This is a genomic window from Haemophilus parainfluenzae (genome assembly GCF_003252725.1).
Classification (GTDB): domain Bacteria; phylum Pseudomonadota; class Gammaproteobacteria; order Enterobacterales; family Pasteurellaceae; genus Haemophilus_D; species Haemophilus_D parainfluenzae_L.
In genome coordinates this window covers 1-21800 of the sequence record NZ_QEPO01000010.1, presented here as the reverse complement: position 1 = coordinate 21800, position 21800 = coordinate 1, and the positions used below count along the sequence as shown (strand labels likewise).

The following is a 21800-nucleotide window of genomic DNA, read 5'->3' as shown; positions in this document are numbered from 1 at the left end:
ATGAATGAAAAAACCTGCTGATTTCTCAGCAGGTTTGAAGGAAGTTGATTAGCCCGCTAAACGTGCTGTATCTTGTGCAATTACTAATTCTTCATTGGTTGGAAGAACGATCGCTTTGAATGCTGAGTCATCAGCAGTGATCACGCCTGATTTACCAAAGCGAGCAGCAAGGTTGCGTTCTTTGTCTAATTTGATGCCAAATAATTTTAAGTGGCCTAACGCTAATTCACGAACGTGAGCAGAGTTTTCACCGATACCACCCGTAAATGCGATCGCATCTAAGTGATCATCACCTAAAACAGCCATGTATGCGCCGATGTATTTCGCTAAACGGTAGCTATAAACATCTAATGCACGTTTTGCTTCTGGTTTAGATGCATCGTCATAGTTATCTTCTGCATAACGGCAGTCACTTGTTACTTCAGTTAAACCTAAAAGACCTGATTTTTTCACTAAAGTCTCTTCGATTTGATCCATTGACATGCCTAAGTTTTTGTATAGGTAGAAAACGATCGCCGGGTCGATGTCACCACAACGTGTACCCATGACTAAACCTTCTAACGGGGTTAAACCCATAGAGGTATCGATACATTTACCGTTACGAACCACAGAAACAGAACCACCGTTACCTAAGTGACAGATGATTGCGTTTACTTGGTCTGCAGGTTTGCCTACGTATTCAGCGACTTCGCGAGAAACGAAGTAGTGGCTGGTACCGTGTGCACCGTAGCGACGTACGCCATGTTCTTTGTAAAGTGAGTATGGAAGTGCATATAAGTATGCTTCTTCAGGCATGGTTTGGTGGAATGCTGTATCAAATACGACAACGTTCTTATCTTTTAAGTGTGGGAATGTTTTAAATGCTTCACGGATACCGATTAAGTGAGCAGGGTTGTGAAGTGGTGCAAATTGCGCTGCATCTTCAATACCTTTAACCACTTCATCTGTGACGATAACAGATTGAGTGTATTTCTCACCACCGTGAACAATACGGTGACCAATCGAGGTGATAGAGTTTTTAAGCTCATCAGTCATAATGTTTGATGCGATGAAGTTAAGTGCTTCAGTGTGCGCTGCACCAGCACCTAAATCTGCGCTACCTTTTTCACCGTTAAGTTTCCATTTGATACGAGCTTCAGGAAGATAAAATGCTTCTGCTAAGCCTGATAATTTTTCTTCACCTGTTGCAGGATCAAGGATTGCAAATTTTAATGAAGAACTACCACAGTTAAGGATGAGAACAAGTTTTGACATAGGAACCCTATTTTTGATTGAGGTTAATAAAAATCCATTCAAAAGAATAGACTACAAATCTTGCATAGAATACACCTTTTGGCGTATAAAATAAATTAACTGGAGGGGAAAAATACGATCTTTTATTAGAAAAGTTGAAAATTTCAACAATTTATAGTCAGAGATGACAATTAAACCTAAACTAGAGTATTATAAGTGCGGTTATTTTCAAGGATGTTTTCATGTCATCATTTTTTTCAACCTTAAAACAAGGGCAAATTTATTTGCAAACGTGGCCATTAGAAGCGAAGCTCGGTATGATTTTTCCCGAAAATCGCATTATTAAAGCCACAAAATTTGCACAAAAATTTATGCCTTTTATGGCAGTATTTGCAGTGGTCTGGCAGCAACTTTATTCCAAAGCAGATCTTACTGCATTTTCGCTTGCTATTTTGACCGCACTTTGTGCATTAGTGATGCCATTGCAAGGCTTATATTGGTTGGGAAAACGTGCAAAATCACCGTTAGAACCGCAAAGTTCTCAGTGGTTTTATGAGATTAGTGAACGTTTAAGAAAACAACATGAAAGTTTGCCAACTGTGCAAGATAAACCGACATATCAGCACTTGGCAGTAGTACTACAAAAGGCACAGCAAAAATTAGATAAAGCATTTTGGCAGGAAATCTAGTCAATGGCCTCAAATTTAAATGACGCAAACGTTTTCCTTTTGTTGTTTTTTATGTAAAATACTGCGGTCGCAATGGCGGCCCTTTTTAATTGAGAGACTATTTAATGATTGATTATATTATCATTGGCATCATCGCATTTTCGATTATCGTGAGTTTATTACGAGGGTTTGTGCGAGAGGTGATGTCCCTTGCAAGTTGGGTCGTTGCATTTATTGTCGCTAGCCAATTTTATCCTTATCTCGCCACTTATCTCACTCAAATCGAATCTGACTATGTGCGTAACGGCACCGCAATCGGCATTTTATTTGTTTTAACCTTAATCGTAGGTGGCATTGTTAATTATGTGATTAGCCAATTAGTGGATAAAACAGGACTTACCGGAACAGATCGTGTTCTCGGTGCGGCATTTGGCTTAATTCGTGGCGCGTTAATCGTTGCTGCGATCTTATTCTTCTTGGATACCTTCACTAACTTTGAACAAACCGATTGGTGGAAAGAATCAAAATTAATTCCTCATTTCGGCTTCATTATTGAATGGTTCTTCCAACAACTACAAGCAAGTTCTAGTTTTTTAAACTCAACTTTTAAACAATAAGGTAGTCAATCAGTATGTGTGGAATTGTCGGTATCGTTAGCCAAAATCCGGTTAATGAATCCATTTATGCAGCATTAACGTTATTACAGCATCGAGGTCAAGATGCGGCGGGGATTGTCACAATAGATGATGAAAACCGCTTTCGTTTGCGTAAGGCTAATGGTCTTGTAAGCGATGTATTCAGACAAGAACATATGTTACGTTTACAAGGTCATGCAGGCCTCGGACATGTACGTTATCCAACAGCCGGCAGTTCAAGTGTATCTGAAGCTCAGCCCTTCTATGTTAATTCACCTTATGGTTTAAGTCTTGTTCACAATGGTAACTTAACCAACTCAACCGAATTAAAAGATAAATTATTTAAAGAAGCGCGTCGGCATATAAATACCAATTCGGATTCAGAACTTCTTCTCAATATTCTTGCTAATCATTTGGATAGAGTGAATAAATACCACCTCGATCCGCAAGATATTTTTAATGCAATTCGTGCGACACACAAAGATATTCGTGGTGCTTACGCATGCTTAGCAATGATTATTGGACATGGTATGGTGGCATTTCGCGATCCGTTTGGTATTCGTCCACTCGTGTTAGGTAAACGAGAAGAAAATGGTTCTGTGGAATATATGTTTGCCTCTGAAAGTGTGGCATTAGACGTCGCAGGTTTTGAATTAGTGCGTGATGTTGCGCCAGGCGAAGCGATTTATGTGACCTTTGATGGCCAGCTTTATGCTGAGCAGTGTGCGGAAAGTGCGGTCTTAAATCCGTGTATTTTTGAATACGTGTACTTTGCTCGTCCTGATTCAACAATAGACGGTGTGTCTGTCTATGCCGCACGAGTTCACATGGGTGAACATTTAGGTAAAAAAATTGCAAAAGAATGGGTTGAGGAAGCTGATAACATTGATGTTGTTATTCCAGTACCTGAAACTTCAACAGACATCGCTTTACAGATTGCGAAAATCTTAGGCAAACCTTATCGTCAAGGTTTTGTGAAAAACCGCTATGTTGGCCGTACATTTATCATGCCTGGTCAAGCACAACGTATCAGTTCAGTTCGTCGTAAGCTCAATACGATTAAAGCAGAATTTAAAGATAAAAATGTGCTATTAGTCGATGATTCTATTGTTCGTGGTACAACATCCGAACAAATCGTGAGTATGGCTAGAGCAGCGGGTGCGAAGAAAATTTACTTTGCATCAGCCGCTCCAGAAATTCGTTACCCGAATGTGTACGGCATTGATATGCCAACAAAACAAGAACTCATTGCTTATGGCCGTAATGTTGATGAAATTGCGAAATTGATTGGTGTAGATAAATTAGTTTTCCAAGATCTTGAAGCGCTGACAGAATCAGTACGCCAAGAAAATCCAGCTATTCAAGGATTTGATTGTTCAGTCTTTACTGGCGAATATATTACGGGCGATATCACACCAGAATACCTTGATAGTATCGCTTCTCAACGTAGTGATTCAGCAAAGAAAAAACGTGAAAAAGATGCAAGCAACCTTGAAATTCATAATGAAGGTTAATCGCGTTTAAGATCGTAAAAAAGCACTAAATTCAATGAAGCGTTTAGTGCTTTTTCTTTTTGGTTAAATATAAAGAAAAATGACCGCACTTGATGTATTCAAAGTGCGGTCATTTTTTTATGCGTTTTAGTCTTTATAAAGATCGTTATAAAGCGTACTTTCAAATTGCACAAGTGGTGCTCGTTTTGTCTTACTTTCTAAATCACCGGTTGAATAGCCATTGATAAATTGAACGAAAGCCACTTTTTCACCTCGAGCATTAGTCATAAAACCGGCAAGGTTATAGACACCTTTCAATGAGCCAGTTTTAGCGATGACGTTTTTTACCAGTGGTGGATTAATTAAGCTACCACGCCCACTGATTGTGCCATCCACACCTGCAATTGGAAAGGTTTCCATTAAGTGCAATTTATCTTCGTTTTTGGCAATGTATTCTAGGACAGAAAGCATGGTTTTAGGTGCAACTAAATTATGACGAGAAAGACCCGAACCATCAGCTAAGATGCTGTTACCAAATTTAATGCCTTGTTTTTGCAATACGGATTTCACTGCTAATGTGCCTAATTGGAATGAAGCAGGGCGCTTATAGTAGTTGTAGGCTACTGCTCTAAATAAGGCATCGGCAATTTGGTTATCCGATTTTTTCATCATTTTTTTCAATAGCTCAGGCAATGGTTTAGATAAATGCTGGGCGAGTTTTTGTCCTTGTTGTGGCTTTTGTGGTTGTTTTACCTGACCGGTAAATTCAATACCAAGACGTTTTAATTGACGTTGAATAATGGCAGCAGCGTAGGCATCAGGATCTTGCACGGCGAAGCTAAGCCCAAATGGTTTAGTTTGGCGTGCAATACAGCCTTTTACTTGATAGCGATTATTGTCGTGAACAACGACGTCTAACTGGCAATAACCGGCTTCTTGCTGATCCACAATATAAACTTGCCCAAAAACTTGAATAGGGAATTGAGCGGGAACGTTAATTTTGACTGTTTCACCTACAGGTTGATTTGCATCCAGCTCGGCATAGAAGCAGTTATTATCGATATTTGCTGCTGCAGGAGGGGAGTTAAAGCACATTGTAAGATCGTTCCAAATCCAACCTAACCCACGATCATGGCTAGCAAATACAGAGGTATCTAAAATAAGATCACCATTGATTTTCTGAATGCCTTGGTTTTTTAAATTAGCTAATAGGCTATAAAGTTGTCCGCTAGTTAGATCGGGATCGCCAGTAAATTGCACAACAAGATCGCCTTCTAAAACATTATTCTGAATTTTTCCGTTACTTAAAAGTGAGGTTTCAAATTGAAAGGTATCACCTAATACTAATTTAGCAGCAACGGCTGTGAACACTTTTTGTGTACTGGCAGGCAACATAAACGTTGAACCATTGTAATCCGCGATAATTTGATCTTTATTGAGGTTTTTGGCAATGATACTGGCAGAAGCACCTTCCGGTAAGTATTGGGTGATAGAAGCCACATTAACTTCAGCCATAGAGGAAAAAGAAAAGCCGAGTGTGATAAGTGCCGCTTTAAGTGCGGTTGAAATAGAAGATTTTTTAGTCATTTTTAGTTCTGTTATGGTTGCTATTTTTCTCAAGACGAATAATAATAAGCTCCGAACTCAATAGAGTAAATCATTTTTTATTTTTCATTGACTGCGGCAAGGTTGCAAGACGTTGTCGTGGTTTTGTTTTTACCAAATTTCAAGGAAAAAGAATGAAACAAATTCCAATGACCGTGCGCGGTGCGGAGCTATTACGTCAAGAATTAGATTTCTTAAAGAATGAGCGTCGCCCTGAAATTATCAAGGCGATTGCTGAAGCACGTGAGCATGGTGACTTAAAAGAAAATGCAGAATATCACGCTGCGCGTGAACAACAAGGTTTTTGCGAAGGTCGCATTCAAGAAATTGAAAGCAAACTTGCAAATTGTCAGGTTATCGATGTCACTAAATTACCAAATAACGGAAAAGTTATTTTTGGTGCGACAGTTGTATTAGTGAATACCGATACTGATGAAGAAGTGACTTATCAAATTGTGGGTGATGATGAGGCAGATATTAAATCAGGTTTGATTTCTGTGAATTCACCGATTGCTCGCGGCTTGGTAGGGAAAGAGTTGGATGATACCGTAAATATTACCACCCCAGGTGGAACGGTTGAGTTCGAGATTATTGAAGTAAATTACATCTAAAAAAACATCCCCTCAAATTGAGGGGATAACAATTATTTACGAGGCAGCTGGATTTTACCTTCCTCGCTTGGTCGATAAAGCACCAAAATATGTCCGATGGTTTGAACGTTAGATGATTTGGTTTCACGAACAATCGCATCAATGATTAATTGTTTGGTTTCGCGATCTGCGCCAGCAATTTTTACTTTGATTAATTCGTGATGATTTAACGCATTATCGATTTCGGCTAATACACCTTCGGTTAAGCCGTTACCGCCAAGCATGACGACAGGACTAAGGTGATGAGCGAGTCCTTTTAAAAATTGTTTTTGTTTTGTTGATAATATTGTCATAAGGAATCCTTTAAATAGATGAATATGAGTCAAAAAAAGACCGAAAAGAGCGGTCAGAAAAAACGTGGTTTTTCAGCACTTTTTGGTAAGTCTAGCCTTGAATTTGGCAGATTGTACCCAAATATAGACGAAACTACTACAAAAAATAGTACAAAAGAAAGAGATTATGGGAAAGAAAAAACGTTCGGCGAGTTCTTCTCGTTGGCTAAACGAACATTTTAAAGATCCGTTTGTTCAGAAAGCACATAAACAAAAATTACGCTCACGTGCTTACTTTAAGTTAGATGAAATTCAACAAACGGATAAATTGTTTAAACCGGGAATGACAGTGGTGGATCTCGGTGCCGCACCAGGTGGTTGGTCACAGTATGTTGTGAGCCAAATTGGTGGTAAAGGTCGAGTGATTGCTTGTGATATTTTGGATATGAACCCAATTGTCGGCGTGGATTTCTTGCAAGGCGATTTTCGTGACGAAAATGTGCTGAATGCATTATTAGAACGAGTTGGTGAAGCAAAAGTTGATGTAGTGATGTCTGATATGGCGCCAAATTTTAGCGGCATGCCATCTGTTGATATTCCTCGTGCAATGTATTTAGTTGAACTAGCTTTAGATATGTGTAAGCAAGTTTTGGCGAAAAAAGGCAGTTTTGTGGTCAAAGTATTCCAAGGAGAAGGTTTTGACGAGTATCTGCGCGAAATTCGTTCACTCTTTAGTGTAGTAAAAGTGCGTAAGCCTGAAGCCTCTCGTGGGCGTTCTCGCGAAGTTTATATTGTAGCAAGCGGTTATAAAGGCGAATAGATAATTGCTTTGATAGCTTTTCATTGTGTCGGGGATGAGATAGTATCTCGTTTAATTTTAATTAACTTAAGAAAGGCAGGTTAAACCTTGAACGATATGGTCAAAAATCTAGTTCTATGGGTTGTGGTAGCAATTGTCATGATGACAGCTTACCAAAGTTTTAATTCCAATGGCGTGAGTGACTCAACAGATTACACAACCTTTGTGTATGATGTGAGTAATAGTCAAGTGAAAGAAGCGCGTTTTGATGCGAATGAAATCACTGTGACCAAAAATGATGGTTCTAAATATATGACCGTCATGCCACCGTTGGAAGATAAAAAGCTCTTAGATGACTTACTAAATAAAAAAGTTAAAATCGAAGGTACGCCTTTTGAAAAACGCAGTTTATTATCACAAATTTTAATTTCGTGGTTCCCAATGTTATTCCTTGTAGGGGTATGGATTTTCTTCATGCGTCAAATGCAAGGTGGCGGTGGCAAGGCCATGAGTTTTGGTAAAAGCCGCGCGAAAATGCTGAACCAAGATCAAATCAAAGTGACTTTTGCTGATGTTGCAGGTTGCGATGAAGCAAAAGAAGAAGTCGGTGAAGTAGTTGATTTCTTGCGTGAACCAAAAAAATTCCAAAACCTTGGTGGTAAAATTCCAAAAGGGATTTTAATGGTAGGTCCTCCAGGTACAGGTAAAACCTTATTAGCAAAAGCTATTGCGGGTGAAGCAAAAGTGCCTTTCTTTACCATTTCAGGTTCTGACTTTGTAGAGATGTTTGTGGGTGTTGGTGCTTCTCGTGTACGTGATATGTTCGAGCAAGCGAAGAAAAATGCACCATGCTTAATCTTTATCGATGAAATTGATGCGGTAGGTCGCCAACGTGGTGCCGGTTTAGGTGGTGGACATGATGAGCGTGAACAAACCCTTAACCAAATGTTAGTTGAAATGGATGGTTTCGGTGGTAACGAAGGCGTAATCGTTATTGCTGCAACTAACCGTCCAGATGTACTTGATCCAGCATTAACTCGTCCAGGCCGTTTTGACCGTCAAGTTGTTGTAGGTTTACCGGATGTGAAAGGTCGTGAGCAAATTTTAAAAGTTCACATGCGTAAAGTACCTGTCGCTGATGATGTAGATGCAATGACACTGGCTCGTGGTACACCTGGTTATTCAGGTGCAGATTTAGCGAACTTGGTGAATGAAGCGGCATTATTTGCTGCGCGTAGCAATAAACGTACTGTATCGATGCTTGAGTTTGAAAAAGCAAAAGATAAGATCAATATGGGGCCTGAACGCCGTACCATGATCATGACGGATAAACAAAAAGAATCGACTGCGTACCATGAAGCAGGTCACGCCATTGTGGGTTACTTAGTACCTGAACATGATCCTGTTCATAAAGTGACGATTATTCCTCGTGGCCGTGCATTAGGTGTAACTTTCTTCTTACCTGAAGGCGATCAAATTAGTATCAGCCAAAAACAATTAGAAAGTAAACTTTCCACACTATATGCAGGACGCTTAGCTGAAGATTTGATTTACGGTGAAGAAAATATTTCTACCGGTGCATCCAACGATATTAAAGTGGCAACCAATATTGCACGTAATATGGTGACCCAATGGGGCTTCTCAGATAAACTCGGTCCGATTCTTTATACTGAAGATGAAGGCGAAGTATTCTTAGGGCGCTCAATGGCGAAAGCAAAACATATGTCTGACGAAACAGCACATGCAATTGATGAAGAAGTTCGTGCGATTGTAAATCGTAACTATGCGAGAGCAAGACAGATTTTGATCGACAATATGGATATTCTTCACGCCATGAAAGATGCGTTAGTGAAATATGAAACCATTGAAGAAGAACAAATCAAGCAATTGATGAATCGTGAACCTGTTACACCGCCATCTGGTTGGGAAGATAACAAAGACACGAAACCAGCAGCAAAACCGCAGGAAGAGAAAACTGAAAGTGCGGTTAATCATTCAGAAGATCCTGAAGCATAAAAATAAAGCCTTCCTGAAATGGAAGGCTTTAATTTTAGTCTAAATTTAGATTTTTATTATGGCGTCTTGCTGTTCTAGCATTAAGACAATTTAAGTCTTCAGGATGAAGCTCACCATTTTTACATTTCTCTATATAAACCTTTTGCAACTTAAGGTCTGCTTCAAATTCTTTTACTGTATAAGTTTTTTCATTATTAGCATGAGCTGTTGCGGTTAAAGCAAATCCTGCAATGAATAGTAATGTTAAATTTTTCATTCTTCCTCATTATAAGTATATATTTATCAATGCTTTTTAAATTTATCAAAGAATAAAACTTAAAGCAATGAGCAAATGATTCTCTGGATTTTTGATTCTTTTTTTGTCGATATTTCGTTATAATCACCCTACTAATTTGTATCAAAAATTGACCGCACTTTATGAAACTTTATGCTAATAACAAATGTCTAGATTTATCATTCCCTCAAATTATGGGAATTTTGAATTTCACGCCCGATTCATTTTCAGATAGCGGACAGTTTTTTAGTCTAGACAAGGCATTATTTCAAGTTGAAAAAATGCTCAAAGAAGGGGCAACAATTATTGATATTGGCGGGGAATCAACTCGATCAATGGCAGAAGAAGTGCCTGAAACTGAAGAGTTGCAACGAGTGATACCTCTTGTTGAAGCCGTGCAAAAACGTTTTGATTGTTGGATTTCAGTGGATACCTCTAAAGCAATTGTGATGCAAGAAGCGGCTAAGGTAGGTATGGATTTAATCAATGATATTCGTGCTCTACGTGAACCTGGTGCACTCGAAATAGCAGGACAGTTGAATTTACCAACTTGTATCATGCACATGCAAGGACAACCACGTACAATGCAGACTAATCCACATTATGATGATGTGGTTCAAGATGTTTATCAGTTTTTAGAAACTCGGACTCAAGCTTGTCTAGAGGCGGGAATTGCCAAAGAAAATATTATTTGGGATATGGGGTTTGGTTTTGGTAAGACCGTGCAGCATAACTATAAACTTTTACAGCAATTAGCACACTTTTGTGAAAGTGGTTATCCCATTTTAGCAGGCCTTTCACGTAAATCGATGATTGGTGCCGTATTAGATAAACCCGTAACTGAACGAGTTGTGGGAAGTGTAGCTGGCGCACTAATTGCTGCACAAAATGGAGCGACAATTTTACGCGTACATGATGTGGCTGCAATGGCAGATGCTTTGAAAGTATGGCAAGCAACGCAACAAGCGTAGGCGACTAACAGATTTTATATGTTGTAGAATGAATGATTTCTGCAACATCATTATTCAAATTTAATAAGGAATAAACATGGCAAATCGTAAATATTTTGGCACTGATGGTGTACGTGGAAAGGTAGGGACATATCCAATCACACCTGATTTCGCATTGAAATTAGGTTGGGCAGCAGGTAAGGTTTTAGCTTCACAAGGTTCTCGCACAGTATTAATCGGAAAAGATACTCGTATTTCAGGTTATATGTTGGAATCTGCACTTGAAGCAGGTTTGGCTGCAGCGGGTTTAACTGCCGCATTTACCGGTCCAATGCCAACACCTGCCGTGGCGTATTTAACCCGCACTTTCCGTTTAGAAGCGGGTATTGTCATTTCGGCATCACATAACCCTTATTATGATAACGGGATTAAATTCTTCTCTTCACAAGGCACAAAATTACCAGATGATATTGAAGAAGCGATTGAAGCCATGCTTGATCAGCCAATGGATTGTGTGGAGTCTGCTGATTTAGGTAAAGCAAGCCGTATCAGTGATGCCGCAGGACGTTATATTGAATTTTGTAAAAGCACTTTCCCTGCTCATTTAGGTTTAGATGGTTATAAAATTGTGGTGGATTGTGCAAATGGTGCAACCTATCACATTGCACCAAATGTATTACGTGAGTTGGGTGCGGAAGTGATTGAAATTGGTACAGATCCAAATGGAATCAATATCAATGAAAAATGCGGTGCAACCGACGTAAAAGCGTTACAGGAAAAAGTGCTTGAAACAAAAGCGGATGTTGGTCTCGCTTATGATGGTGATGGTGACCGTATTATGATGGTGGATCACTTAGGTAATAAAGTAGATGGTGACCAAATCCTTTTCATTATTGCTCGTGAAGCTTTACGTTCAGGTCAGCTAAAAGGTGGCGTAGTGGGCACATTAATGAGTAATATGAGCTTAGAGATTGCGTTAAAAATGTTAGGTGTACCTTTTGTGCGAGCTAACGTTGGCGACCGTTATGTGTTAGAAAAAATGGTAGAACATAGCTGGACGCTAGGCGGAGAAAACTCAGGCCATATCATTATTGCTGATAAAAATACGACAGGTGATGGTATTATTGCATCACTAGCTGTATTAAGTGCAATGGTTCAACATCGTTTATCTTTAAACGAGCTTGCAAGTGCGGTGAAATTATTCCCTCAAGTACTCATTAATGTTCGTTTTGCTGGTGGTGATAATCCATTAGAAAGTGAAGCGGTAAAAGCGGTAGCTGCAGATGTGGAAAAACGTTTAGAAGGCAAAGGTCGAATTTTACTGCGTAAGTCTGGTACTGAGCCTCTTATTCGCGTCATGGTCGAATGTGAAGACGGTGTACTTGCAAAACAATGTGCAGAAGAAATTGCAGAAGCAGTGAAAGCGAATTAATAAAGTGGGGGCTTGCCCCCATTTTTGATCCATAAAATTTATCTTTTATTATTTTTAGGAAAGCAAAGACATGAAAATTTTTATTATGCGTCATGGAGAAGCTGAAGTTGTCTCTTCATCAGACGAGGCTCGGCATTTAACCGACTATGGACGCAAACAATCAATATTACAAGGTCAATGGCTTAAAAACCATCTAAATTCAACCGCACTTTCAGTTCAGAAAGTGATTGTCAGTCCTTATGTAAGAGCACAAGAAACGTTTGAGCTTGTAAATTCAGCCTTAGGTAACACGCTTAATGATATTGAAATTTGGAGTGGGATTACACCTTATGGTAATGCTACATTGGTAGCTGATTATCTATCTGTTTTGCAAGAAGAAGGTACTGAAAGTGTTTTACTCGTTTCTCATTTACCTTTAGTAGGCAGTATTGTTTCAGAGCTTTACGGTAAGCGAAATCCAATTAGTTTTTACCCTTCAACGATTGTTCAAATTGAGTGGAATGGTGAAAAAGGCACCATTGAAGCTTTCCATTATCCAAAATAGAATGGCTAAAATACGAAAAACAAAGTTTATATGATTTACTTTTTAAAAGCAGTCAAAAATAAGCAACACCTAAAAATGTGTATTTTTAGGTGTTTTTTTAAAATTTTTTTGATAGACTGAAAATGAGCTATAAATGAATAGCTTAAATTAAGCCATCATAATGACACAAGGAGAGTAGCTATGAACAATAAAATCGAAGATAAAGCAACTGAAGTAAAAGATACGACAGTGAATGCTGCAACACAAGTTAAAGATGCATTATTTGCAGCGGCTAACTATATTAAAGATGCTGTGACACATAAAGCGTCTGAGGCAAAAGAAGTGGTTGAAGACAAAGCTACTGAAGTGAAAGATGTAACTGAAGATAAAGTATCTGAAGTAAGAAAAGCAGTTTCTGAAGCAAAAGAAGCAATCGATGATAAAGCTGCTGAAATGAAAAAAGCAATCGATGACAAATTTTCTGAAGTAAAAAGAGCCGTCGAAGATAAAGCATCAGAAGTGAAAAAAACAGTTTCAGAAGCTACAGATGAAGCGGCAGATAAAGCAGCAGAGCTAAAAGATGCAGCTGAAGACAAAGTTGCTGAAGTGAAAGATGCGGCTGAAGATAAAGCAAAAGAAGTAAAAAAAGCAGTTTCAGAAGCAAAAGATGAAGCTGCAGATAAAGCATCTGAGCTAAAAGATGCAGCTGAAGATAAAACTGTAGAAGCAAAAGAAGCGGCTTCAGAAGCAAAAGATACAGTTGTAGACAAAGTAGTTAAATTCAAAGATGCAGTTGTAGATAAAGTTGCTGAAGTAAAAAATGCAGTTTTTGAAGTAAAAGATGAAGCTGCTGATAAAGCGGCTGAGTTAAAAGATGAAGCTGAAGATAAAGCTGCTGAAGTGAAAGATGCGGCTGAAGATAAAGCAAAAGAAGTAAAAAAAGCAGTTTCAGAAGCAAAAGATGAAGCTGCAGATAAAGCATCTGAGCTAAAAGATGCAGCTGAAGATAAAACTGTAGAAGCAAAAGAAGCGGCTTCAGAAGCAAAAGATACAGTTGTAGACAAAGTAGTTAAATTCAAAGATGCAGTTGTAGATAAAGTTGCTGAAGTAAAAAATGCAGTTTTTGAAGTAAAAGATGAAGCTGCTGATAAAGCGGCTGAGTTAAAAGATGAAGCTGAAGATAAAGCTGCTGAAGTGAAAGATGCGGCTGAAGATAAAGCTGTAAAAGCAAAAGAAGCTGTCGAAGATAAAGTTGCTGAAGTAAAAGATTCGCTTTCAGAGGCAAAAGATGTAATGTCTTCTAAAGTTGAAGCTGCAAAAGATGCCACAGTAAGCGCGGCAGTACAAGTTAAAGATGCTGTGGTTGCAGCAGCTAACTATGTTAAACATGTTGCGGAAAATAAAATGACTGAAGCAAAAGATGCTGTGTGCTCTAAAGCAGAGGAAGTAAAAAATGTAGATTCTGAAACAAAAGATCAATCTGCAGCCGTAAAAAAGTAACTGAAAAGTAAAAGCAATAGTTAAGGATTATTCAAATTAACTGAGTGGGATTGTTCAAAAAAAACACAAAAAAGTGATTTTTTATCTTTACAAAAAATAAAATTTTTATAATGAACTTTTTTACAAATCTTTTAATTTCATTGGGTTATAGTTGTTTTAGAGAGGTATTATAAAAAACTATATCTTTAGAAATGTAAATTTTTTTGGAAGATGTTTTATTTTAAGTTTTTTTTACGTAAACTAGATCACACAAAGCAGATAGCTTTGGATTAATTCTTAATTATAAAATGGAGAATGACAATGAAAAAATCAGTATTAGCCGTATTAGTATTAGGTGCATCTTTAGCCGTAACTGGTTGTTTCGATAAACAAGAAACAGCTCAAAAAGTTGAAGCAGCAAAAGATGCAACAGCAAATGCAGCAACACAAATTAAAGATGCAGCAAAAGAAGTTGCAACTGATGTTAAAAATGCGGCAATTGACGCAAAAGATTCAGCTGCAAATAAAATGGCTGAAACAAAAGAAGCAGTAGCTGATAAAGCTTCTGAAATGAAAGATGCTGCTGCAAATAAAATGGCTGAGGCAAAAGATGCAGTGTCTTCTAAAATGGAAGAAGTAAAAAATGCAGCTTCTGAAGCAAAAGATGCAGCAGCAGATAAAGCAGTTGAAATGAAAGATGCTGCAGCAAATAAAATGGCTGAAGCAAAAGATGCGATGTCTTCTAAAATGGAAGCAGTAAAAAACTCAGCTTCAGAAACAAAAGATGCGGCAGCTGATAAAGCGGCTGAAGCAAAAGATGCAGCAGCAAATAAAGCAGCTGAAGTAAAAGAAGCTGTGACTAAATAATTAAACTTTCGTAAAATAAAACCTATCAGAGATTATCTGGTAGGTTTTTTCTTTTTGGAGCAATATGAAATGTTATGTGCAATTTATAAAAGTAAACGTAAACCAGGCTGCTATCTTTATATTTCAAAACGAGATGATTTTTCAGCTGTACCGGATATATTAATGCAGAGTTTTGGTAAGCCTCAATTTCTTATGCCTTTCAATTTGAGGGGGAGTAAACCGCTTGTTCATGCAGATAAAGATGAGGTTATGGAGAAAATTACTCAGCAAGGATTTTATCTTCAAATGCCAAAACAAGATGATGGCTTGTTTAATAGTTTGAGTGAGATCAAATAAGCCTTTTATTTTTTCCTAAAAATATCCAAATCTTGCTTTATCTCAATATTTTCCTCAAAAAACTCCTTTAGAATTGACCGTACTTTTAAAAGGAGAATAAAAATGAGTAGTTTCTTTGTGGCAGGTACAGATACTGACGTGGGTAAGACCACCGCCTGCCGTGCCATTATTCAGGCATTACAAGCAAAGGGCGTGCGAATTGTGGGTTATAAGCCGATTGCTTGTAGCTGTGAAGAGGGGATTTATCCTGTCGAAAATCAGTCTAATGAATCCCAAACAGATTATGATGCTGAAAATAATTCAGACGTGTTAGCTTTAATGGATGCAACGAATGAGCCAGTATCTTATCAAGAAGTAAATAGCTATACTTTTGCTCATTCCTTGCCGATGCTGACTCGAGATAAATCACGCATTAAATTAAGTAAGATTAATCAAGCCTTAACGATATTAGTTCAAAAATATCAATCTGTTGTCGTGGAAGGTTCATTTGGGTTACTCACACCAATGGCAGAAGGTAAGAGTTTTGCTGATTGGGTTGTTGAGCATAAAATGCCTGTTGTGTTGGTTGTTGGTATCAAAGAAGGCTGTATTAACCATGCATTGCTGACAGCTCAAGTGATTAAACAGCTTGGCGTTCCTTTATTAGGCTGGATTGCAAATCGAATTAACCCTTGTTTAGGGCATTATAAAGAGGTGGTAGATATTTTAGAGGCTCAGATTGATGCGCCTTTGCTAGGTAAAATCCCTTATATTCATAAGCCAGAATCCCAAGAGTTAGGACATTATTTAACGAATATTGATCGTTTGATGTATATGCAAACAGAGCTAGTTAAATAGTAAGTTTGAAATAAAAAGTGCGGTTAAATTTCATTAGATTTAACCGCACTTTTTTTATTCTTCGTTTTCTGGAAGTTCTTTTTTCAGGATATCTTCTTCCGCGAGGCTAGATAGGCGAGCAATTGCATTACGGTAAGAGATTTCAAGAGTTTCCCGACTGGTTGCAATAACACCTTGATCTACTAAGAATCCATCATTTACATCATATACCCAGCCATGTAGGGAGAGTTTTTGTCCACGTTCCCAAGCGCTTTTTACGATAGATGTGCGTCCTAGGTTATAAACTTGCTCTGCAACATTTAATTTAGTGAGCATATCTGAACGTTTTTCTGCTGAAAGATTGCCTAATAGATGCCCGTGTTTAAACCAAATATCACGAATATGGAGCAACCAGTTATTGATTAACCCTAGATCGTGATCTTGCATCGCTGCTTTAATACCACCACAATTTGTATGACCGCAAATAATAATATGTTCAATTTTGAGTACATCAACGGCATATTGTACAACTGAAAGGCAGTTAAAATCCGTATGAATAACTTGGTTAGCAACATTACGATGAACAAATAATTCGCCCGGTTCAAGATTTGTGAGTTTTTCAGCAGGAACACGGCTATCAGAGCAGCCAATCCAAAGATAATGAGGTGTTTGGTGATCGGCAAGTTCTTTAAAATAAGTGGAATTTTCTTCTTTCATTCTTTGCGCCCAGCTATAGTTGTTTGCAAAGAGTTGTTTAATTTTGTCCATTTCTACTTTCCTTAATATGATGTATTTGAAAGATTGATTCAAACACAATAAATAAAATAGGGGATAAATTTATCGCCTAAAATGATGACCGCACTTTAAAGAAAGTGCGGTCAATTTAAACAATATTTTTAGAAATTTGCATTTCTTGGTGCACGAGGGAATGGAATCACATCGCGAATATTTTGTACGCCAGTTACATAAACAATTAAGCGTTCAAAACCAAGACCAAAACCTGAATGTGGTACAGTACCATATTTACGAAGATCACGATACCACCAGTAATCTTCAGGATTTAGGCCCATTTCTTCCATACGTTTATCTAATACGTCTAAACGTTCTTCACGTTGTGAACCACCGATGATTTCACCAATTCCAGGCGCGAGAACATCCATTGCAGCTACAGTTTTGCCATCGTCATTTAAACGCATATAGAAGGCTTTGATATCTTTCGGATAGTTTTTCACGACAACAGGTGATTTGAAATATTCTTCTGCTAAGAAACGTTCATGTTCAGAAGATAAATCGATCCCCCAAGAAACAGGGAATTCGAATTTCTTACCTGATTTTAATAACACGTCGATCGCATCGGTATAGTCGATTTGAGCAAAATCAGAGTTTACAAAGTTTTCTAAACGAGTAATAACATCTTTATCTACATGTTTTTCAAAGAATTTCAAGTCATCTTTACGTTCAGCAAGCACGGCGCGGAAAACGTATTTCAACATGTCTTCTGCTAATTTCGCATTATCAGCAAGTGTTGCAAATGCAACTTCAGGTTCAACCATCCAGAATTCTGCAAGGTGACGAGTTGTATTTGAATTTTCAGCACGAAATGTTGGACCGAAAGTATAGATTTTGCTTAATGCACACGCGTAAGTCTCACCGTTTAATTGGCCAGAAACCGTTAAAAATGATTCTTTCCCGAAGAAGTCTTGGCTGAAATCGACTTTACCATCTTCACCACGAGGAAGATTTTCTAAATCAAGTGTTGAAACACGGAACATTTCGCCCGCACCTTCAGTATCAGATGCCGTAATTAATGGAGTAGCAACCCAATAGAAACCTTGTTCATGGAAGAAACGATGAATAGCTTGTGCTAAGCAGTGACGAACACGCGCCACGGCACCGATAATATTAGTACGAGGACGTAAGTGAGCTACTTCACGTAAGTATTCAATTGAATGACGTTTTGCTGCCATTGGATAAGTGTCAGGATCCTCTACGAACCCTGTCACTTCTACTTTTTCAGCTTGAAGTTCAACAGCTTGACCTTCAGCAGGTGACTCAACAATGGTACCGGTTACGATAACAGAACAGCCCGTTGTTAAGCGTAATACTTCACTTTCATAATTTTCAATATCGTTATTGACGATGACTTGAATAGGATCAAAGCAAGAGCCGTCATAAACAGCGAGGAAAGAAAGACCAGCTTTGGAATCACGACGGGTACGAACCCATCCGCGTACAGTAACTTTTTCGCCAATAGCGATTTTACCTTGTAACACATCAACAATGGATGCAACTTTAGACATATAAACCTCTGTAATTCATTATAAATTAGGCAATAAAACTGCGTTAGTTTACCTTAAATCGCAAAATTTTCCATAAAAAGTTAGTGTAAATCAGGCTTGCACAGTAAAATAATGCCTTCACTTTATTTTAGGAGAAAACTATGTGGTCTGATATTTTGACCGGTTATGGCATTTTTATTTTGGAGATTTTAACGATTTTACTTGTGATTGCCGCTATTGTCGCAATGATTATTTCGGCAAAACAGCGTAATGCAACACATCATGGTGAGTTGGTCGTGACAGATCTTTCAGAAGAATTTAAGGAAACAGTAAAGCATTTAAGCGATTTTCAACTTTCAGAAGAAGAACTTAAACAAGCAGAAAAAGCGGAGAAAAAAGCGAAAAAGCAAGAAGCAAAGGCATTAAAAGCGAAATTAAAAAATGGTGAGAAAGAAACGCCTAAACCTTGTGTTTATGTACTCGATTTTAAAGGTGATATTTCGGCATCAGAAACGACCGCACTTCGTGAGGAAATTTCTGCGATTATTAATGTGGCAAAAGCTGATGATGAAGTCTTACTACGTCTAGAAAGCCCAGGTGGTGTTGTTCATGGTTATGGCTTAGCTGCATCGCAGTTAGCTCGCTTAAAACAAAAAGGGATTAAATTAACGGTTGCAGTAGATAAGGTCGCTGCAAGTGGTGGATACATGATGGCTTGTGTGGCAGATAAAATTGTTTCTGCGCCTTTTGCGATTATCGGTTCTATTGGTGTGGTTGCACAAATCCCTAATATTCATCGTTTATTAAAAAAACATGATGTCGATGTTGATGTGATGACAGCCGGGGAGTTTAAACGTACAGTCACAGTGTTAGGTGAGAATACCGAAAAAGGAAAACAAAAATTCCAAGCTGAACTTGAAGAAACTCATCAATTATTTAAACAATTTGTGGCCCAAAATCGACCACACTTAGATGTGGATAAAGTCGCAACTGGTGAGCATTGGTTTGGTCAGCAAGCTCTAGAGCTTCAGCTAGTCGATGAGTTAGCAACCAGTGATGATATTATTCTTGAAAAAATGAAAGATAAGTCTGTTATCTCAGTGAAATACAAAGTGAAAAAGCCACTTTTACAAAAAATAGGTAAACAAGCAGAGGAGAGTATTGAGGGAATTATCCACCGAAATTTAACAAAAAATGGTCAAGATTTTATTCAATAAGAAAAAATTTTTACTTATTTGACAACTCTTTACACAACTTTACAAAAAAGTTCCATAAAAAATCATTTTTTAATGTTTTTTTATTTACAAGTTAAAGAATTATGACTACCATACGCAATGAAACTTTTTATAGTTTTATTTGTAAAATTTATAAAGTTTAGTTGTGTTGGTTCTTCTTGCAAGGATTGCACCTTAACAGTAAAAAGGTAAAGAAATGAAATTATCTCGTATTTTATTATCTGCAGTTGCAGTAGCAACAGTTGCTGCTTGTGGTAACTTGAGCAAAGTTACAGAAGCTGGTACACCAGAATATAAAGAAGTTGATGGTCAACAAGTACCACAACTTGTATGGCCTAAAATTGATAAAGCAGGCTTCAACCATGATGGTAGCCAGTTCGGTTCATGGCCAAACTGGGACAACGTTCGTATGATCGAACGTGGTATGAACAAAGACCAATTATATAACCTAATCGGTCGTCCACACTTCTCTGAAGGTTTATACGGCGTTGAAGAGTGGGATTATGCGTTCAACTATCGTGAGAATGGTGTTCACAAAATTTGTCAATACAAAATATTATTTGACAAAAACCACAATGCTCAAAGCTTCTTCTGGTATCCAAACGGTTGTAACGGAAACTCAGCATTTACTTTAAGTGGTGACTTCTTGTTCGACTTCGATAAAGATACTTTAACTCCACGTGGTAAAGAAGTTGTTGATAACGTTGCAGCACAATTAAAAGAAACTGGTGCTAAAGAAGTTAAAGTTGCAGGTTACACTGACCGTTTAGGTTCTGATGCTTACAACTTAGATCTTTCTCAACGTCGTGCAAACCGTGTTAAAGCTCGTTTAATTCAAGATGGCGTAACATCTGAAATTACAGCTGTTGGTTACGGTAAAGTGCCACAAGTTAAAGCTTGTAATGGTTACAAACACGCAAGTAAAGCTGAGAAAGACTGTTTACGTCCAAACCGTCGTGTAGAAATCACTGCTTCTGGTTCTGTATTAAAATTACAAGAAGGTGGTCAAACTAACGGTGGAACTCAAGGTCCAGCACCTCTTTATCAAAAATAATTAGATAGAGAAGACAAAAGAGCGTAATAAAAATTACGCTCTTTTTTATTTTATGTTAAGAAATTATTCAAGTAAAAGTTCTTCAATCAATTTAGTGGTTAAGTTGATATAACTTCCATTAAAACGATGGCTGAAATTGAGTAAATAATAGAGCTGGTAAAGGTGTTTTCTTTCTTCAAAACCTTCTTTATCAAGCGGGAAAGTGCGGTCATAAATTTCATAGAATTCAGGCGAGAAAGGTTGGAATAGTTCACTGAATGCTAAATCACATTCTCTATCCCCCCAGTAGCAAGCAGGGTCATAAGTAAAGGTTTGATTACCTGCAATAGCAGTATTTTCAACCCATAAGTTACCATGTAACAAAGAGGGTTTTGGATTATGTTTCGCAAGCTTTTGTTTTACTTTTTCAGTTATTAAATCAAGATCGCCAAAATCCAATCCTTTATCTTTGCAAAGCTGTAATTGCCATCCAATGCGTTGTTCTGCAAAGAATTTCGCCCAGCTCCCATTCCATTTGTTAGGTTGATACTCAGGACCAAGCCAAGTATCAAAATCTAAACCATAGTTTTTAGTACCGGATACTTGATGAAGTTTTGCTAATTCTTCGCCAAAATGTGCTGTGGCATCAGTTTGTTGAGTAATAGTAAGCGCTTCTAACAATAAGAAACTATGATTTTGAGAACAGCCTACGCCATACACTTGTGGGAGTCTGATTGTATTGGTTTTGTCTAGTAGGTTTAATTGATCAGCCTCAGCACGAAACATTGAACGATAAGACCGTTCATTCACTTTAACAAAGACAGGTTGGATTCCATCCGTAATAAGCCAAGTTTCATTCACTTCGCCACCAGGAACTTTGTTTTTTTCTTTGATGTTATAGTAAGCACCAAATTGATCAGCTAAGACTTGAGAAATTGATTTCCACATAATACGCCTCCTAGACATGCTCGATTCTCCTTCATTCTATCCAAAATGTTAAAAATTACTGTGATATATCTCAAAAAATAGCAAAAATTTTTGTCATTTTTCATCTGAAACATCAATTCACTAATAAACGTGTTGCCGTTCGCGAATTTTGAGAAACGTAACCGCTAAATGTGAGAAATTTAAAACAATTCAAGTTTCTCATCTTTAGCGGTTAAAATCCACGAATTTTGAGAAATAAAAACGCCCTTTAAATCATC

General features: G+C 37.9%; 22 protein-coding genes. 15 read left to right on the top strand and 7 right to left on the bottom strand.

Going from position 1 to position 21800, the window contains the following annotated elements:
- Positions 1–48: 48 nt before the first annotated feature.
- On the bottom strand, positions 49–1254 hold the full coding sequence (locus DPV85_RS09325) for an acetate kinase (protein ID WP_111327806.1): 1206 nt from the start codon (positions 1252–1254) through the stop codon (positions 49–51).
- A gap of 221 nt (positions 1255–1475) precedes the next feature.
- Here DPV85_RS09325 and yfbV point away from each other — a divergent pair, with 221 nt between their 5' ends.
- From yfbV to purF, 3 genes are all read left to right on the top strand, one after another.
- The gene (gene yfbV / locus DPV85_RS09320) at positions 1476–1922 is read left to right on the top strand and encodes a terminus macrodomain insulation protein YfbV (protein ID WP_111327805.1); all 447 of its coding nucleotides are present in this window, start codon (positions 1476–1478) and stop codon (positions 1920–1922) included.
- Positions 1923–2026: 104 nt separating this feature from the next.
- The gene (locus DPV85_RS09315; RefSeq protein WP_005696203.1) at positions 2027–2518 is read left to right on the top strand and encodes a CvpA family protein; all 492 of its coding nucleotides are present in this window, start codon (positions 2027–2029) and stop codon (positions 2516–2518) included.
- Positions 2519–2532: 14 nt separating this feature from the next.
- A complete protein-coding gene (gene purF, locus DPV85_RS09310) occupies positions 2533–4050 on the top strand; it encodes an amidophosphoribosyltransferase (protein WP_111327804.1) in 1518 nt (505 codons plus the stop codon).
- A 126-nt stretch (positions 4051–4176) separates the two neighbouring features.
- On the opposite strand, the gene dacB is transcribed toward purF, so the two are convergent.
- Complete coding sequence (gene dacB, locus DPV85_RS09305) at positions 4177–5616, bottom strand: serine-type D-Ala-D-Ala carboxypeptidase (protein ID WP_111327803.1); 1440 nt, start codon at positions 5614–5616, stop codon at positions 4177–4179.
- A gap of 152 nt (positions 5617–5768) precedes the next feature.
- Here dacB and greA point away from each other — a divergent pair, with 152 nt between their 5' ends.
- Positions 5769–6245 carry a transcription elongation factor GreA gene (gene greA, locus DPV85_RS09300; RefSeq protein ID WP_005697514.1) on the top strand — a complete coding sequence of 159 codons (477 nt, stop codon included), beginning with the start codon at positions 5769–5771 and terminating at the stop codon, positions 6243–6245.
- Positions 6246–6277: 32 nt separating this feature from the next.
- Here the strand turns inward: greA and yhbY are convergent, their stop codons facing one another.
- Entirely contained in the window at positions 6278–6577 is a 300-nt protein-coding gene (gene yhbY / locus DPV85_RS09295; RefSeq protein WP_005696198.1) for a ribosome assembly RNA-binding protein YhbY, read from the bottom strand.
- 166 nt (positions 6578–6743) lie between these two features.
- On the opposite strand from yhbY, the gene rlmE reads away from it, so the two are divergent.
- Together rlmE and ftsH are read left to right on the top strand one after the other, a co-directional pair.
- Positions 6744–7376, top strand: coding sequence for a 23S rRNA (uridine(2552)-2'-O)-methyltransferase RlmE (gene rlmE / locus DPV85_RS09290; RefSeq protein ID WP_005697532.1), 633 nt, complete (start codon positions 6744–6746; stop codon positions 7374–7376).
- A gap of 96 nt (positions 7377–7472) precedes the next feature.
- The gene (gene ftsH / locus DPV85_RS09285; RefSeq protein ID WP_049365550.1) at positions 7473–9371 is read left to right on the top strand and encodes an ATP-dependent zinc metalloprotease FtsH; all 1899 of its coding nucleotides are present in this window, start codon (positions 7473–7475) and stop codon (positions 9369–9371) included.
- 34 nt (positions 9372–9405) lie between these two features.
- Here ftsH and DPV85_RS09280 read toward each other — a convergent pair whose 3' ends face one another.
- Positions 9406–9627 carry an EexN family lipoprotein gene (locus tag DPV85_RS09280; RefSeq protein ID WP_049365549.1) on the bottom strand — a complete coding sequence of 74 codons (222 nt, stop codon included), beginning with the start codon at positions 9625–9627 and terminating at the stop codon, positions 9406–9408.
- Between the two features lie 161 nt (positions 9628–9788).
- Between DPV85_RS09280 and folP the strand changes: the two genes are divergently transcribed.
- The 7 genes from folP (at position 9789) to bioD (ending at position 16069) form a co-directional block, all read left to right on the top strand.
- Positions 9789–10616 carry a dihydropteroate synthase gene (folP, locus tag DPV85_RS09275; RefSeq protein ID WP_111327802.1) on the top strand — a complete coding sequence of 276 codons (828 nt, stop codon included), beginning with the start codon at positions 9789–9791 and terminating at the stop codon, positions 10614–10616.
- A gap of 76 nt (positions 10617–10692) precedes the next feature.
- Entirely contained in the window at positions 10693–12027 is a 1335-nt protein-coding gene (gene glmM, locus DPV85_RS09270) for a phosphoglucosamine mutase (RefSeq protein ID WP_049365547.1), read from the top strand.
- A 70-nt stretch (positions 12028–12097) separates the two neighbouring features.
- Positions 12098–12571, top strand: a complete 474-nt coding sequence (gene sixA, locus DPV85_RS09265; RefSeq protein WP_049365546.1) for a phosphohistidine phosphatase SixA — start codon at positions 12098–12100, stop codon at positions 12569–12571.
- Between the two features lie 180 nt (positions 12572–12751).
- Complete coding sequence (locus tag DPV85_RS10010; protein ID WP_243584688.1) at positions 12752–14050, top strand: hypothetical protein; 1299 nt, start codon at positions 12752–12754, stop codon at positions 14048–14050.
- 300 nt (positions 14051–14350) lie between these two features.
- Positions 14351–14896 carry a histone gene (locus DPV85_RS09255; protein WP_049366618.1) on the top strand — a complete coding sequence of 182 codons (546 nt, stop codon included), beginning with the start codon at positions 14351–14353 and terminating at the stop codon, positions 14894–14896.
- A 69-nt stretch (positions 14897–14965) separates the two neighbouring features.
- Entirely contained in the window at positions 14966–15232 is a 267-nt protein-coding gene (locus tag DPV85_RS09250; RefSeq protein WP_049366617.1) for a YcgL domain-containing protein, read from the top strand.
- 102 nt (positions 15233–15334) lie between these two features.
- Complete coding sequence (bioD, locus tag DPV85_RS09245; RefSeq protein WP_049373403.1) at positions 15335–16069, top strand: dethiobiotin synthase; 735 nt, start codon at positions 15335–15337, stop codon at positions 16067–16069.
- Between the two features lie 54 nt (positions 16070–16123).
- On the opposite strand, the gene can is transcribed toward bioD, so the two are convergent.
- Both can and asnS read right to left on the bottom strand, forming a co-directional pair.
- Positions 16124–16816: a carbonate dehydratase gene (gene can / locus DPV85_RS09240; RefSeq protein ID WP_049366615.1), complete on the bottom strand. Its 693-nt coding sequence runs from the start codon at positions 16814–16816 to the stop codon at positions 16124–16126.
- A 128-nt stretch (positions 16817–16944) separates the two neighbouring features.
- Positions 16945–18348: an asparagine--tRNA ligase gene (gene asnS, locus DPV85_RS09235; RefSeq protein WP_005696185.1), complete on the bottom strand. Its 1404-nt coding sequence runs from the start codon at positions 18346–18348 to the stop codon at positions 16945–16947.
- A 140-nt stretch (positions 18349–18488) separates the two neighbouring features.
- On the opposite strand from asnS, the gene sohB reads away from it, so the two are divergent.
- A complete protein-coding gene (gene sohB / locus DPV85_RS09230; protein ID WP_111327801.1) occupies positions 18489–19544 on the top strand; it encodes a protease SohB in 1056 nt (351 codons plus the stop codon).
- 214 nt (positions 19545–19758) lie between these two features.
- Positions 19759–20616, top strand: a complete 858-nt coding sequence (locus DPV85_RS09225; RefSeq protein WP_111327800.1) for an OmpA family protein — start codon at positions 19759–19761, stop codon at positions 20614–20616.
- Between the two features lie 63 nt (positions 20617–20679).
- On the opposite strand, the gene DPV85_RS09220 is transcribed toward DPV85_RS09225, so the two are convergent.
- Entirely contained in the window at positions 20680–21543 is an 864-nt protein-coding gene (locus DPV85_RS09220) for a fructosamine kinase family protein (RefSeq protein ID WP_111327799.1), read from the bottom strand.
- Between the last annotated feature and the right edge of the window lie 257 nt (positions 21544–21800).